Source organism: Ferruginibacter yonginensis, assembly GCF_042651465.1.
Classification (GTDB): domain Bacteria; phylum Bacteroidota; class Bacteroidia; order Chitinophagales; family Chitinophagaceae; genus Ferruginibacter; species Ferruginibacter yonginensis.
In genome coordinates, this window is sequence record NZ_JBHSCZ010000001.1 from 197,939 (window position 1) to 213,214 (window position 15,276).

The following is a 15,276-nucleotide window of genomic DNA, read 5'->3' on the forward strand; positions in this document are numbered from 1 at the left end:
CAGATTAAAAATCTGCATTATTTGGCTTCGAGATGCGCTACGCTAACATCTCGAAGAGCAATTGCTTTTGTAGTGGCACTCTCCGTTAATTTTATTACAGGCTTAAGCAAATAATATTTTGTTGAACAACAATACAATTGAAGCATAAAAAAAGCGCCTCTTTTTGAAAGGCGCTTTTTTATAGTATTACTGTAATATTTAGTTTTTAAAAAGTACCAACAAGTTGGTCATTTTTTCTTTCAAATCTTTTCTGTGTACAATAAAATCTAAGAAACCATGCTCTAGTAAAAACTCACTACGTTGAAAACCATCTGGTAAATCTTTCTTAATGGTTTCTTTAATAACCCTTGGTCCGGCAAAGCCAATAAGGGCGCCTGGTTCACCACAAATAACATCGCCCAACATAGCAAACGAAGCAGTGGTACCACCAAAGGTAGGGTCGGTACAAAGCGATATGTAAGGTATTTTAGCCTCGGCCAATTGGTTCAGTTTACCTGATGTTTTGGCTAATTGCATCAGCGAAAAAGCACTTTCCATCATACGAGCACCGCCACTTTTATTGATGATCATAAACGGTATACGGTGCTCCATACAATAATCGCAAGCCCTGCTAATTTTTTCACCCATTACACTACCAAGACTACCACCAATAAATTCAAAATCCATACATGCTACTACAAAATCATGCCCATTGGTTTTGCCATGTGCTACAGTAATAGAGTCGTGTATCTCTGTTTTTTTATAGGTTTCAATCAAGCGTTGGTCGTATGGCTTTAAATCAACAAAGCCTAAATAATCTTTTGATTTTATGTTGGCAAAAAGTTCTGTGTAACTGCCTTCATCAAACAACATATCAAAATATTCATCGCTACCAATACGGTGGTGAAATTCGCATTTCGGACAAACAAATTTATTTTCTGCTAAATCGCTTACCGTGCAGGTATACTTACAATTAGGGCATTTTTCCCAAAGACCTTCAGGTGCATCTTTTTTATCTTTTGTAGAAGTTAAAATACCCTTTTTAATACGCTTGAACCAACTGCTTTTGTGTTGTACACCATTTTCAACTGATTCGCCTGTTAGCGTTGCTTCAAAATCATCTTCTTTCACTTTGTTCATAAGTGTTTATTTCAAATTAAGCGTTTCTATTAATACAATTCAAATCTTCAAAAGCTACTTGTAATCTTTTAATAAAACTTTCTTCGCCTTTACGTAACCACACACGTGGGTCGTAGTATTTTTTGTTTGGCTTATCTGCACCATCTGGGTTACCCAATTGGCCTTGCAAATATCCTTCATTGGCTTTATAATTATTCAAAATACCTTCCCAAAATGCCCATTGTAAATCAGTATCAATATTCATTTTGATAGCACCATAGCCAATGGCTTCTCTAATTTGGTGCTGCGGTGAGCCGCTACCACCATGAAATACAAAGTATACAGGCTTTTCAGCAGTACCCAATTCTTTTTGAATGTAGGCTTGGCTATTGTGTAAAATTTCTGGTCGCAACTCCACATTACCTGGCTTGTACACACCATGCACATTACCAAACGCCGCAGCAACGGTAAATAAGTTACCTACTTGGCTCAGTTCTTTGTAGGCATACGCTACATCAGCCGGTTGTGTGTATAATTTATCGTTCTCAACATCGCTATTATCAACACCATCTTCTTCACCACCGGTTACACCTAATTCAATTTCAATACTCATACCCAATGGCGACATACGTTTGTAAAATTCAACCGAAGTAGCAATATTTTCTTCAATAGGCTCTTCACTTAAATCGAGCATATGAGAGCTAAACAAAGGCTGGCCTTTTTCTTTATAAAATTGCTCACCAGCATCAATTAACCCACTTACCCAAGGCAACCATTTTTTAGCGGCATGGTCTGTATGCAACACAACCGGAACACCATAATATTTAGCAACATTATGAATATGCAACGCACCTGAAACACCGCCAGCAATATTTGCTTGTAATTGGTCGTTAGGCATACCCTTACCAGCAACAAACTGTGCACCACCATTACTAAATTGTATAATTACAGGAGAGTTTACAGCTGCAGCTGCTTCTAAAGTTGCATTAATGGTATTGGTACCAATAGTATTAACAGCAGGTAACGCAAATGCATTATTTTTTGCATCGTTATACAAAGCTTCTAATTCGCTACCAAATAAAATTCCGGAACTGTATTTTGCCATATTTTTTTTAGTTTTCACAAATGTAAGGAACTAATTTTTAAAGCACAATGCCTAAAGTACATCTTGTAAGTTTTTAAAATAGTTGGCTGCATGTAGCATGTGGTTACCGTACCAACTAAACATTTCACCATCAACTAATATAATTTTTGATTGGGGCAATAATGGCTGTAAAGCCGCTATATCTTTTTCTTTAAAGGGGTAAGGTTCGCTGGAAAGTAGTACTACTGGTGGGGCTAATTGTTGTAACTTTTCAATAGTTAATTCAGGGTAGCGTTGCTGCTGTTGCAACATGTTATTAAAACCTGCTTTTTGCAGCATACTGTTTATAAAGGTATCACCGCCAATGCTCATGTAGGGATCTTTCCAAATGAAGTAAATAGCATCCGTTAAAGGTTTGTTGGTTACACTATTTTCAGCAAATGCTTTTTGTATAGCTGTTACCAAATGATGGGCTTGGGGTTGGCAATGGGTTAGTTGGCCAATGCTAAGGATCATTTGCAACCCTTCATCAAACGTATTTACATCGCTCAACCACACATTACAATGTTGCGCCAAGGTTTCTATTTGTGATTGTACATTTTCTTCTTTATTGGCAATAATAAGCTGCGGTTGTAAGGCAATAATTGCATCAACATGTAATTTTTTAGTACCACCTATACGTTTTTTGTGTTGGTGCCAATGTGGTGGGTGCACACAAAAACTGGTGATGGCGGGCACTTTATCATCTAACTGAAAATAGGCCAACAATGCAGTGATAGATGGAACGGTGGAAATAATACTGATAGGCGCTGGCTGGTGATTAAAATATTGGTCGTTGATAAACATTTTTAAAATTACGGAGGGTAGGGGCATAAAAAAAACTTCCATCAAAATTTGTGTTGCAAATAATAATGGAAGTATAATCTTTTGGCCATTGAATGGCGAAGGTTCTTCAGGAAGATTTTAAACCCTAAAAATTAGCTTTTTAGGCAAATATCTTGCTGGTTTCAGTGTGTTTGGTTTTTCGCTATCATCGCTGTGGTTAGCAGCATAAGCTGGATATTGTGTTACTGGTTTTTTATAGGTTTTGGACCACTTGGTTTTGCTATCATCGCTTTTTACAGCATAAGCAAGGGAAAATTGATTTAGGTTATTTTCAAATGTACAAGATTAAAACGTGGTTTTGCTATCGTCGCTTGTTACAGCATAAGCATAAGATATTGTTTTGTTTGGTTTAACATGGTTTGGATATTGTTTGCTATCGTCGCCTTTTACAGCATAAGCTAAAGATATTGGTTTGGTTTTTTATTGTTGCTATCGTCGCCTGTGGGGCATAAGCAGTTTATTGGATTTTAAGGTGTTACTATCATCGCTTTTTAAAGCATAAGTAACTTGTTTTTTCAAATGATATTATTCAAAGATCTTAAAGCGAAAACAGAAGTTGATTGATATTGAATTTTAAGTCTTTCTAATTTGTTCTATGGGATATTAGATGACCGCTACAAGCTTTTCTTCGATATTTGGATTGCGATTGATAATGTTTCTTTATCAATCAACTTCTTACACAAAGATGCGACAGAAAATAGCCATACACAAGAGCAAATCTTCTCTTTTATTGAAATGAAGTAATTACAGTGTAAAAGGGTATAATGTAACAAACTACGTGTTTTACATACGTAAAGCTAGTGCGTAAAAATACGTACAACTTTAAAGGTATTTGGTATAAATAAAAATGCTGCATTGGTTTAAAATGCAGCATTTACAATGGTTTGAGCCATTCGTATTTTTTTTAAGTATTATAACGTAGGGCTATTTTGATAAGCTTTGTATAATATCATGCCTTGTAACAATATGGTGTGAACCGCTTTCGTCTTTGCTTAAAACCGCACCATTTTCTTTTGTAATAAAACTGCTCAAACGCTCCACGGGCATGTCAAAAGCAACAGAAGGGTAGGGTTTTTCCATTACGGTTGCAATGGTATCATTTTTAACATCAGGGTTGTTTAATATTTTATCGAACAAGCCTTGTGCAGAAATAGCGCCTACATTGGCTTCGCCGTCAAATACAGGAATATTTTCAATATCGTATTTCTTCATCAAATTCACTGCATCTAAAACCGTGTGTGTGGGGGTTACAGTAATTAATTTTTGTGAACCCCTGCCACTTACCAAATCTTTAAACGTTTTTACATCTAAAAAGCCCCTTTCCATCATCCATTGGTCGTTGTAAATTTTACCTACATAGCGGCTACCATGGTCATGAAAAATACAAACTACAACATCAGTTGGTTTTAATTCAGCTTTCAACTGCATCATACCTTGTAAACAGCTACCACAGCTGTATCCCACAAAAATACCTTCTTCTTTTGCAATACGACGGGCCATTACAGCACCATCTTTATCAGTTACTTTTTCAAACTTATCTATGTACTGCATATCATAGTTTTGCGGTACAAAATCTTCCCCAAAACCTTCACTAATGTATGGATACACTTCATTTTGATCAAGCTCACCCGTTTCAAAATATTTTTTTAGTAACGAGCCATAGCTATCAATAGCCCACACTTTGATATTCGGATTTTTTTCTTTTAAATATTTACCCGTACCTACAATGGTACCGCCTGTACCAGTTGCAACCACCAAATGCGTTACTTTACCTTCAGTTTGCTCCCAAATTTCAGGGCCTGTTTGTTCGTAATGTGCTAACCTGTTGGCTAAATTATCGTATTGGTTTACATACCATGAGTTAGGTACTTCTGTTGCCAATCTTTTTGAAACAGAGTAGTAAGAACGTGGGTCTTCTGGCTCCACATTGGTAGGGCACACAATTACTTCGGCACCTACTGCCTTTAAAATATCAGCCTTTTCTTTTGATTGCTTATCTGTTGTAGTAAAAATACATTTATACCCCTTAACACATGCGGCTAAAGCCAAGCCCATACCGGTGTTACCACTAGTGCCCTCAATGATGGTACCGCCTGGTTTTATTTTACCCTCTTGCTCTGCTACCTCTAGCATTTTCAATGCCATACGGTCTTTAATAGAGTTACCCGGATTAAAATATTCAACCTTTGCTAACACAGTACAAGGCAAATCTTTGGTGACCTTGTTTAACTTAATTAACGGTGTTTGGCCAATTGTTTCGAGGATGTTATTCAACCACATATAATAAAATTTTAAGGCTGCAAATGTAGCTATTTTAGTTTGCTAAGTATTTTAAGGGTCGTTATTTGTTTGTAGAAATTTTACTACACTATAAAATGAACCTTTGCTACATATGGTATTGGTTAACTGTACTACATTAGCATAGTATTAAAACGTATTATCCAATATTGATGAAAAGACTGATAGAAATTCATGTTCTCTAATCTATCGACTACTACACAAGTTGTTTTAAAGCCTCTTTTTAGGGGCTTTATTTTTTGTAGTAAATATTCTACTAAAAAGTAATACTATTCATTACATCGCTAACTTTTAGCATATATTATTTTTACTTTGTAATTGACAGACACACAAAATCCAATATTCGTGTAAAAGCTATCAGTAATGTTTTTCTGATTTTATTGACTACACACACTTTGTTCGAAGCCCCTTTTTAGGGGCTTCATTTTTACAACTAATTTTTAAGGGAAGATGGTGTTGATAGTAGAAAAAAAACTACTATAAAGTAACAACATTCATTACAAATAAGCATAATATCATTTGCTACTTTTACTTCGTAATTGACAGACACACAAAATCCAATATTCGTGTAAAAGCTATCAGTAATGTTTTTCTGATTTTATTGACTACACACACACTTTGTTCGAAGCCCCTTTTTAGGGGCTTCATTTTTACAACCAATTTATAAGGGAAGATGGTGATGATAGTAGAAAAAAAACTACTATAAAGTAACAACATTTATTACAAATAAGCATAATGTCATCTGCTACTTTTACTTTGTAATTGACAGACACACAAAATCCAATATTCGTGTAAAAGCTATCAGTAATGTTTTTCTGATTTTATTGACTACACACACTTTGTTCGAAGCCCCTTTTTAGGGGCTTCATTATTTATTGGTGGGCAATTTGTAAAGCTTTTATAATAAATTGATCGTCTTTATTTTGAACTTGAAAATAACCATCTAACCTAAATAACTGTCGGGCTATAGCGGCTTTCAACGATTTTTCTAAGAATACTTTTTCAGTTGTACTAATGCTACTAATGGCAATACTATCAGTTTTTGCCAATGTTTCAAAATACTGCCAAGCATTTTCGTTCACGTTAAACCTACTTACAAAATCGTTTGCTGTTTTATACTGAGCCAAGTTGGCTTTTTGTTGTTGATAATACGCATAGCCAAAATTACTTAAAGTGCCTTTTTGATATAAGCTGGCAAAAGTTGCTGATATTTTACTGGTATCAGCCGCTACAAAATAATCGGGGGTTATACCACCATTGCCATATAATTTTTTACCAGCTTTTGATTTGTACACTTTGGTAGTATCATTTTTAACTGAATCTGCAGATACCATTTCACCATCATTCATCCTATTAGTTATGGCGGCATAATATTGTTTACTACCATTATTATAAGGTCGTTGAATGCTTCTTCCTATGGGTGTATAATAACGAGCAATGGTTAAACGCAGTGCTGCATTGTTGTTTAAATTAAACTGCTCTTGTACCAAACCTTTGCCAAATGTGCGGCGGCCTACAATGGTAGCTCTATCCCAATCTTGCAAAGCGCCTAACAAAACTTCACTGGCACTTGCAGTACCTTCATCTGCTAATACAATTAATTTGCCTTGTTCAAATTGGCCTTGGCGGCGGCACCTAAATTCTTTTTTTGGGGCATGCAAACCTTCTGTATAAGTAATGAGTTTATCGCCTTCTATAAATTCATCTGCAATTTCAGTAGCTTCTTCTAAAACGCCGCCGCCATTACCTCTTAAATCAAGCACCAAGCTTTTCATACCTTTTTGTTTAAGGCTGAGTATGCTGGTCATAAATTCACGATAGGTTTGTGTACTAAATTTATTGAGTCGTATAAAACCAGTTGTACTATCAAGCATATAGGCTACATCTAAAGAATAAATAGGTACTAAACCTCTAGTAATGGTAATGTTTTGTAGGCTACCATTGCGTAAAATTGCTACTTTAATGTCAGTATCTTTAGCACCTCTAAAAATACTCCGTACATTTTCTTGCTTTACTTTTTTGCCAGATACAGTACTGTCGCCAGCTTTTATAATTTTATCGCCAATTAAAATACCTGCTTTTGCTGATGGACCATCTTTTAAAACATTGGTTACATTGAGCGTATCATTTAAAAAACTATACTCAATACCAACACCATAAAAACTGCCTTTAATTTCTTCATTGGTTTGGGCAACATCAGCAGCTGGTATATAAACAGAGTGGGGGTCAAGTTTGCTGAGTATGGCTTGTATGGCTGTATCAGTAATGGTTTTGTTATCAATAGCATCTACATAGCGGCTGTTAATTAAATCAACCACTTCTTGTATAGTGTTTGGTTTTGCATTGTAAAAAAAACTTTTGCCAGGCATGGCATCTCTCATTTTATAACCCATAAACATACCCACAATCATTACAACACTCAACAGTAAGGGTAACCAAATTTGAAATTTTTTATTACTCATTATAAATATTTAAAAACGCATAAAAAAAGGTAAGTAAAAGTTGTTATTGCAGGTTAATGATTGGCTGCCATACGCATAAAACTCAACAAATGGTGCGCTTTGGTGGTGCCATAAACCTCCCAAAAAGCAATATTGTAGCCTCCATCACATAAAGCAATATTAAATTTTGTGCGAAGATAATTTTTTCGCCTAATTTTTAATGTGAATGTTTTACCTTGTTATACCAAACCAATTATTTTATGCATACAGTGCTCATTGCTGATAGCGGCTCTACAAAAACCCAATGGTGTTTATTAAACGGTACTAAAAAGAAAAAATTTAGTACGCAAGGTATTAGTCCTTATTTTTTAAATGATGAAGGTTTAGCGAAAATACTTTTATCAGAATTGTTACCTAAAATAGGCGATGTTACCATCGATGAAATTCATTATTACGGTACAGGTTGTAGCAACAAAGCTAATATCGACTTAATAAAATATGGTTTAAAGAAGTTTTATAAAAAAGCAAAAATTACAGTAGATCATGATTTGTTAGGAGCTGCCAAAGCGCTTTGTGGCGATGAAAAAGGTATTGCTTGTATTTTAGGAACGGGTTCTAACTCATGCTTATACAACGGAAAAAAAGTAGTAAAAAATAGTCCGGGTTTGGGCTTTATTTTAGGTGATGAAGGTAGTGGCACTTATTTAGGCAAAAAGGTAATACAACATTACTTGTACGGTACTTTTGATGCTGAGTTGATGGATAAGTTTGAAGAAAAATACCCACAAACAACCAATGAAATTTTAGATAGTGTATATAAAAACCCCTTGCCAAATCGTTACCTAGCCAGCTTCGTTCCTTTTTTAATTGAAAATAGGGGGCATTATATGGTGGAAAATATTATTGAAGATAGCATCAACGATTTCTTTTTTAACCACATTTATAAATACCGTGAAAGTTGGAGTATGCCCATCAATTTTGTGGGTAGTGTAGCTTATGGTTTTAAAGATGTACTTGCCCAAATGTGCCATGAGTTTGAACTAAAATTGGGTAAAGTGTTAAAAGACCCAATGGATGGTTTAATAAAGTACCACAGCAAATAATTCCGTTTAAATAATTGGTTTGTTTTTTATGATGAATATTGATTAAATTAGTGTTCAAAATAAAAGTTTTTTTATTCACCTCTAAATAACACTTATGAAAAGTAAAATTTTACTCACTACAAGTTTAATGGCAGCAAGTTTTTTGGCAAATGCACAGTCTGCCAACAAAGGTTTTGCTATTACAGGCGATGGTAACAAAGATTTTTTGTGGATGAATATTCGTGAAGTTAATTTGGCAACAGGCCAAGTAACCAACAATATTTTTGAAAGAAGTAAAACCAATTATACTTTCACGAATGTTACCAATAAAACCACTACTAACCAAACGGCTGTAAATAACGACAACCCATACACCAATACATTATACCCAACATCATCTTTTGTTGCAGCAGCAGCTTATGATAAAAGAACAGAAAAGTTGTTTTTTATACCAATGCGTATGGGCGAATTACGTTGGATGGATGTAAACGTTAAAAACAATACGCCAGCATTTTACACCGTTGCCTTGCCTAACTACATGGCAAGTGCTGCTACTGATGAAGCCAATAACGTTACCCGTATGGCTATTGGTGCAGATGATAATGGTTATGCTATTACCAACGATGGTAACCATTTGTACAAATTCAGCACTGGTAAAAATCCGGTGGTAACTGATTTAGGTAGTTTAATTGATGACGAAGCCAACAAAGGCATTTCTATTCACAATAAATGCAGCAGCTGGGGTGGCGATATGATAGCGGATGCTTTTGGTAAGTTATACATTATTGCAGCAACCCGTAATGTTTTTGTGGTAGATGTAAAAACCAAAATTGCTACATTTAAAGGAACTATTGCTGGTTTACCTGCAAACTACACCACTAATGGTGCTGCTGTTGATGCATCAGGTGCGGTAGTATTAAGTAGTGCTACTGCTTTTGAAGGTTATTATAAAATGAACATAAATGATTTAGTAGCTACAAAAATTGAAGGTTCAGATGTAAAATACAATGCTGCAGATTTAGCAAGTGGCAATTTATTATTGCAAAAAGAAGCAGATCAAGCAAGGGCTGCTAGCATAGGTAAATTACAACCAATTGCAGGTACAAGCGGTGCTATTAATAGTGTATACCCTAACCCAGTAATGAGCAACACATTTAATGTATTGTTAGATGGTTCACAAAATGGTGTGTATACAGTAGTGGTTACTGACCTTGCAGGTAGAGCGTTGCAATCATCTAAAATAAATATTACGAAAGGGCAGCAATCGCAACCTATTAATTTGGTAAGTCGCCCTGCAAAAGGTACTTATTTAGTAAAAGTAGTGGATGCTAAAAACAGTGTAATTATTTCAGACAAAGTAGTGATACTTTAAATTATAGGGTTACTAAGTATGGGGCTGCCTTTGGCAGCCCTTTTGTTTTTAATAATTTTCTTAATTAGCAATTCGGTACAACCATTATCAGTTTTTTTAAAAGGATATTTGCATGAATTACTTTTAAAATTTTATGCAACATATAGAACCATACTTTAATTGGCGTCATTTATACGCAGCTGAAGAAGATAGCTTGTCGCCTTTTTACGAACGTACTTACAACGAATTTCAATACACTCAAAAAATATACAATTACTACATTCACCCTCAATGGGATGAAATGGGGTCGAGCACCTTATACATGAAAGCCCTTTTTGTTGATTACGATCAACATTATGCTATTATAGAATTAATAGGCGAATGGAACGATGCTATTGAAAATGATATCATGACGTTCAGGAGAAACATTACCGACATTATGTACAAAACGGGTATTTATAAATTTATTTTAATTGGCGAAAACGTTCTCAATTTTCATAGCAGCGACGATAGTTATTACGAAGAGTGGCATGAGCAAATTGCCGATGAATATGGATGGATCACTGTTTTAAATTTCCCCGAACAAAGTAAACACGATTTTAAAAAAGCCCGTATAACCAACTACGTTGAAATGCTCGATTTGCCACAATGGCGAACTATGAAACCCGAAGGTATTTTTGCATTGATTGATAAAGAAATGAGCCGTAGGTTATATTAATGTATTTATTCATCAATTTTTATAACTGGCTCAAACGGTTTTGCATAATGGTAACGAGCAATATGGGTGGTATCGTAATAACCATCTAACCCTAACGATGTTATACTCCCGGCTTTTTCAATGGCAATAAAACCATCCTTACTAATAAAATCCTTATCTATAAATACATGGTTAATAGCGCCAATAACTAAAAAAGTTTGATTGTGCTTTATAGGTACAATTTCAACAAGTTCCAGCGCATATTGTATGAGGCTTTCTTTAACAAACGGTGCTTTTACCCCTTCTTTAAAAATAGGGGTGAGGCCAACTGCATCAAACTCACTTTCACCATCTGCATATTTAGCACTAGTACCATGTGCTTGCGCCACAATGTTTCGGTGAATATGGTTAATGGTATAGCTTTTTGTAGCTTCAATATTGTTGACGGTATGTGGTGCAGCAGCAATGGGCCTGTTAATAAAACCGATAAGGGCAGGGTCGGCTCCCAAGTGTACAATGTTACTAAACAACCCCAAATTGGTAATACCTTCGGTGTTGATAGTGCCTATCAAACTAACCGATTTAAAACCAGATAAACTATTGATAAAATTGCCACGGTAAAATCGATCCCAGCTTTTAATTTCATTGATATCAATGTGTTGCATACTTGCGATATTAGATAATTTATATCGAATCCAAAATAAAATTTGCGCAAATTTTTAAATAAAAATAAAATATTGCCGTTTCGTGACGTATTTTTGTAAGAGTAATTTTTTCTCAACAACTATTTGTTTTATGACTTGGAAAAATCTTTTTACATCTTCGATCGGTAAAAAATTCACAATGGGTGCTACCGGCTTATTTCTTATTACTTTCTTAATTGTGCACAGTGGTATAAATGCCATGATATTTTTTAACGATGGTGGCGAAACATTCAACCATTGGGGTCATTTTATGGGATCTAATTTAATTATTCGTACACTCGAAATAGGGTTAATGGCTTTCTTATTAATTCACATAGTGCAAGGTTTGTTGTTATGGAAACAAAACAGGGCAGCAAGGCCTGTACGTTATGCAGTAACAAGGCCAGATGGTAAAAGTAAATGGTACAGCAAAAGCATGGGCTTGTTGGGTACCTTAATTTTAATTTTCTTGATTATGCACTTTTATCATTTTTGGGTGCCTTCTCGTTTTGGTGGTATGGCTGGTATTCAAGCATTAGGAGAAACCAATTTGCCAGAGTACAACCAAACGAACGTTCACAACCTTTATCAAGAAATGTTAAATGTATTTACAGGTGAATATTCAGTTATTGTTGTAGCAGTATATTTATTAGGTTGTTTTTCTTTGTGTTGGCACTTGTTACATGGTTTTCAAAGCGCCTTCCAAACATTTGGCGTAAGCCACAAACGTTATACACCCATCATCAAATCAATTGGTGCAGTGTATTCAATTGGTATTTCATTATTATTTGCAAGCATGCCTGTTGCAATGCATTTAGGCTGGGTAAACTAAATTAAATTCTATTTATTATAAACTCAAACCAACAAACCGTTATGGATTCAAAAATTCCGCAAGGGGAAATGGACAAAAAGTGGGAAGATTACAAAGGTCATGTGAAATTGGTAAATCCCTCTAATAAGCGCAAGTTAGAAGTAATTGTGGTAGGTACCGGGTTAGCAGGTGCATCAGCAGCGGCTTCTCTTGGAGAGCTTGGTTATAAAGTAAAAGCATTTTGTTTTCAAGACAGTGCAAGGCGTGCCCACAGTATTGCCGCTCAAGGTGGTATTAATGCAGCCAAAAATTATCAAAATGATGGTGACTCTGTCTTCCGTTTATTTTACGATACAGTAAAAGGTGGCGATTACAGAGCTAGAGAAGCCAACGTTCACCGTTTAGCTGAAGTTAGTACATCAATTATTGATCAGTGTGTGGCTCAAGGTGTACCATTTGCAAGAGAATATGGTGGCTTGTTGAGTAACCGTTCATTTGGTGGTACGCAAGTACAACGTACGTTTTATGCAGCCGGACAAACAGGTCAGCAATTATTATTAGGTGCATACAGTGCCTTGGAGCGTCAAGTAGCTTTGGGTAATGTAACCATGCACCGCAGGCACGAAATGTTAGATGTGGTGTTGGTAGATGGTGTGGCTCGTGGTATTATTGCCCGTAATTTGGAAACAGGTGAGTTAGAAAGACATGGTGCTCATGCCGTTTGTTTATGTACAGGTGGTTATGGTAATGTATTTTATTTAAGTACCAACGCAATGGGTAGTAATGTTACCGCTGCTTGGAAAGCACATAAAAAAGGTGCTTACTTTGGTAACCCTTGCTTTACACAAATTCACCCAACTTGTATACCTGTAAGTGGCGATCACCAAAGTAAACTTACTTTAATGAGTGAAAGTTTACGTAACGATGGTAGAATTTGGGTGCCTAAACAAAAGAACGATCCTCGTAAAGCTGTTGATATTCCTGAAGAAGAAAGAGATTATTATTTAGAAAGAAGATACCCTGCCTTCGGTAATTTAGTACCAAGAGATGTGGCTAGCCGTGCCGCTAAAGAGCGTTGCGATGCAGGTTACGGTGTAGGTACTACCAAAATGGCCGTGTACTTAGATTTTGCTGATGCCATTAAACGCTATGGTAAAATTGAAGCCAATAAAAGAAACTTATCATTAAGCGAAGCTGAAATTATAGCGCTAGGTAAAGAAGTAGTGGAAGAAAAGTACGGTAACTTATTTGCCATGTATGAAAAAATTACTGGTGAAAACCCTTACGAAATGCCAATGCGTATTTACCCTGCGGTACACTATACCATGGGTGGTTTATGGGTTGATTATGAATTGCAAACAACCATACCAGGTTTATATGCATTGGGTGAAGCTAACTTTAGCGACCACGGTGCCAACCGTTTAGGTGCATCCGCATTAATGCAAGGTTTGGCTGATGGTTATTTCGTAATTCCATATACTATTGGTAATTACCTGGCTGATGAAATTCGTAATGGTGCAGTTGATCCTAACCAGCCTGCTTTTATAGAAGCTGAAAGTAAAGTAAAAGAGCGTATTGAAAAATTAATGAGCATAAAAGGAACTAAAACGGTGGAAAGCTTCCACAAACGTTTAGGTAAAATTATGTGGGATAAATGCGGTATGGCTCGTAACGAACAAGGCTTAAAAGAAGCTATTGAAGAAATAAGAGCCTTGAAAAAAGAATTCTGGAGCGATGTACGTATACCAGGCGATATCAATGAAATGAACCCTGAGTTAGATAAAGCAGGCCGTGTTGCTGATTTTATTGAACTAGGTGAGTTGATGTGTTTAGATGCACTTGATAGAAGAGAAAGTTGTGGTGGGCACTTTAGAGAAGAAAGTCAAACGGAAGATGGCGAAGCAAAACGTGATGATGAAAACTATAATTACGTAGCAGCTTGGGAGCTTAAAGGTGAAAGCGAATGGCAATTACACAAAGAAATTTTAAACTTTGAAATTGTTAAGCCTACACAACGTAGTTACAAGTAATAACCAATAATCGATTTTTTAAAACTTTCAACCATATAAATATTCATATGGAACACTATTCAATGAATTTGACGCTTAAAGTATGGCGCCAAAAAAATAATAAAGCAAAAGGTAGCTTCGAAACCTATAAAGTGAAAAATATTTCATCTGAAATGAGTTTCTTAGAAATGTTTGATGTTTTAAACGAACAGCTCATCAACGAAGGCAAAGAACCTATTGCATTTGATCATGATTGTAGAGAAGGTATTTGCGGTATGTGTAGTATGCACATTAATGGTGAAGCCCATGGTCCATGGAAACAAAACACTACTTGCCAATTACACATGAGGGCTTTTAAAGATGGCGATACTATTGTGGTAGAACCTTGGCGTAGCAAAGCTTTCCCTGTGGTGAAAGATTTAATGGTGAACCGTACCGCTTTCGATAGAATTATTGAAGCAGGAGGTTATATTAGTGTAAATACCGGTAACGCTGTGGATGCTAATGCTATCCCAATCGATAAAAAGAAAGCTGATGATGCATTTATGGCAGCTGCTTGTATTGGTTGTGGTGCTTGCGTAGCTACTTGTGTAAATGGTAGTGCAATGTTATTTGTAGGTGCTAAAATTTCGCAGTTGGCTTTGTTGCCACAAGGTGATCCTGAAAGAGAAAGTCGTGCATTAAACATGGTAGCTCAAATGGATAAAGAAGGTTTTGGTAACTGTACCAATACTTATGCATGTGAAGCTCAATGCCCTAAAGGTATTTCAGTGGCTAACATTGCTCGTATGAACAAAGAATACTTAACTGCTAGTTTAGGTACTGAAGAAAATTAAT

12 protein-coding genes are annotated in these 15,276 nt (G+C 35.9%); 6 read left to right on the forward strand and 6 right to left on the reverse strand.

Going from position 1 to position 15,276, the window contains the following annotated elements:
* Positions 1-198 precede the first annotated feature (198 nt).
* From accD to ACFOWM_RS00865, 5 genes are all read right to left on the reverse strand, one after another.
* Positions 199-1,119, reverse strand: a complete 921-nt coding sequence (accD, locus tag ACFOWM_RS00845; protein ID WP_379705702.1) for an acetyl-CoA carboxylase, carboxyltransferase subunit beta — start codon at positions 1,117-1,119, stop codon at positions 199-201.
* A gap of 16 nt (positions 1,120-1,135) precedes the next feature.
* Positions 1,136-2,203 carry a class II fructose-bisphosphate aldolase gene (gene fbaA, locus ACFOWM_RS00850; protein WP_379705705.1) on the reverse strand — a complete coding sequence of 356 codons (1,068 nt, stop codon included), beginning with the start codon at positions 2,201-2,203 and terminating at the stop codon, positions 1,136-1,138.
* Between the two features lie 51 nt (positions 2,204-2,254).
* A complete protein-coding gene (locus tag ACFOWM_RS00855) occupies positions 2,255-3,070 on the reverse strand; it encodes a helical backbone metal receptor (protein WP_379705708.1) in 816 nt (271 codons plus the stop codon).
* 921 nt (positions 3,071-3,991) lie between these two features.
* Positions 3,992-5,347, reverse strand: a complete 1,356-nt coding sequence (locus ACFOWM_RS00860) for a pyridoxal-phosphate dependent enzyme (RefSeq protein ID WP_379705710.1) — start codon at positions 5,345-5,347, stop codon at positions 3,992-3,994.
* Positions 5,348-6,237: 890 nt separating this feature from the next.
* Entirely contained in the window at positions 6,238-7,827 is a 1,590-nt protein-coding gene (locus ACFOWM_RS00865) for a S41 family peptidase (RefSeq protein ID WP_379705713.1), read from the reverse strand.
* Positions 7,828-8,066: 239 nt separating this feature from the next.
* Here ACFOWM_RS00865 and ACFOWM_RS00870 point away from each other — a divergent pair, with 239 nt between their 5' ends.
* The 3 genes from ACFOWM_RS00870 to ACFOWM_RS00880 all read left to right on the forward strand — a co-directional run bounded on the left by ACFOWM_RS00870 (position 8,067) and on the right by ACFOWM_RS00880 (position 10,957).
* Positions 8,067-8,909, forward strand: a complete 843-nt coding sequence (locus ACFOWM_RS00870) for an N-acetylglucosamine kinase (RefSeq protein WP_379705716.1) — start codon at positions 8,067-8,069, stop codon at positions 8,907-8,909.
* A gap of 94 nt (positions 8,910-9,003) precedes the next feature.
* Complete coding sequence (locus ACFOWM_RS00875) at positions 9,004-10,260, forward strand: T9SS type A sorting domain-containing protein (RefSeq protein WP_379705719.1); 1,257 nt, start codon at positions 9,004-9,006, stop codon at positions 10,258-10,260.
* A gap of 133 nt (positions 10,261-10,393) precedes the next feature.
* Positions 10,394-10,957: a hypothetical protein gene (locus tag ACFOWM_RS00880; RefSeq protein WP_379705721.1), complete on the forward strand. Its 564-nt coding sequence runs from the start codon at positions 10,394-10,396 to the stop codon at positions 10,955-10,957.
* Positions 10,958-10,962: 5 nt separating this feature from the next.
* Here the strand turns inward: ACFOWM_RS00880 and ACFOWM_RS00885 are convergent, their stop codons facing one another.
* Entirely contained in the window at positions 10,963-11,601 is a 639-nt protein-coding gene (locus tag ACFOWM_RS00885) for a flavin reductase family protein (RefSeq protein ID WP_379705724.1), read from the reverse strand.
* A 130-nt stretch (positions 11,602-11,731) separates the two neighbouring features.
* Between ACFOWM_RS00885 and ACFOWM_RS00890 the strand changes: the two genes are divergently transcribed.
* Genes ACFOWM_RS00890 through ACFOWM_RS00900 form a run of 3 tightly spaced genes read left to right on the forward strand, consistent with a single transcriptional unit; the run spans position 11,732 to position 15,275 of the window.
* Positions 11,732-12,451, forward strand: a complete 720-nt coding sequence (locus ACFOWM_RS00890; protein ID WP_379705727.1) for a succinate dehydrogenase cytochrome b subunit — start codon at positions 11,732-11,734, stop codon at positions 12,449-12,451.
* Positions 12,452-12,492: 41 nt separating this feature from the next.
* Positions 12,493-14,460, forward strand: coding sequence for a fumarate reductase/succinate dehydrogenase flavoprotein subunit (locus ACFOWM_RS00895; protein WP_379705730.1), 1,968 nt, complete (start codon positions 12,493-12,495; stop codon positions 14,458-14,460).
* 47 nt (positions 14,461-14,507) lie between these two features.
* The gene (locus tag ACFOWM_RS00900) at positions 14,508-15,275 is read left to right on the forward strand and encodes a succinate dehydrogenase/fumarate reductase iron-sulfur subunit (RefSeq protein WP_379705733.1); all 768 of its coding nucleotides are present in this window, start codon (positions 14,508-14,510) and stop codon (positions 15,273-15,275) included.
* Position 15,276 lies beyond the last annotated feature (1 nt).

Bases quoted from the DNA above. Each gene is read 5' to 3' on its own strand.
- accD (WP_379705702.1), bottom strand. From the start codon at position 1,119: ATGAACAAAGTGAAAGAAGATGATTTTGAAGCAACGCTAACAGGCGAA.
- fbaA (WP_379705705.1), bottom strand. From the start codon at position 2,203: ATGGCAAAATACAGTTCCGGAATTTTATTTGGTAGCGAATTAGAAGCT.
- ACFOWM_RS00855 (WP_379705708.1), bottom strand. From the start codon at position 3,070: ATGGAAGTTTTTTTTATGCCCCTACCCTCCGTAATTTTAAAAATGTTT.
- ACFOWM_RS00860 (WP_379705710.1), bottom strand. From the start codon at position 5,347: ATGTGGTTGAATAACATCCTCGAAACAATTGGCCAAACACCGTTAATT.
- ACFOWM_RS00865 (WP_379705713.1), bottom strand. From the start codon at position 7,827: ATGAGTAATAAAAAATTTCAAATTTGGTTACCCTTACTGTTGAGTGTT.
- ACFOWM_RS00870 (WP_379705716.1), top strand. From the start codon at position 8,067: ATGCATACAGTGCTCATTGCTGATAGCGGCTCTACAAAAACCCAATGG.
- ACFOWM_RS00875 (WP_379705719.1), top strand. From the start codon at position 9,004: ATGAAAAGTAAAATTTTACTCACTACAAGTTTAATGGCAGCAAGTTTT.
- ACFOWM_RS00880 (WP_379705721.1), top strand. From the start codon at position 10,394: ATGCAACATATAGAACCATACTTTAATTGGCGTCATTTATACGCAGCT.
- ACFOWM_RS00885 (WP_379705724.1), bottom strand. From the start codon at position 11,601: ATGCAACACATTGATATCAATGAAATTAAAAGCTGGGATCGATTTTAC.
- ACFOWM_RS00890 (WP_379705727.1), top strand. From the start codon at position 11,732: ATGACTTGGAAAAATCTTTTTACATCTTCGATCGGTAAAAAATTCACA.
- ACFOWM_RS00895 (WP_379705730.1), top strand. From the start codon at position 12,493: ATGGATTCAAAAATTCCGCAAGGGGAAATGGACAAAAAGTGGGAAGAT.
- ACFOWM_RS00900 (WP_379705733.1), top strand. From the start codon at position 14,508: ATGGAACACTATTCAATGAATTTGACGCTTAAAGTATGGCGCCAAAAA.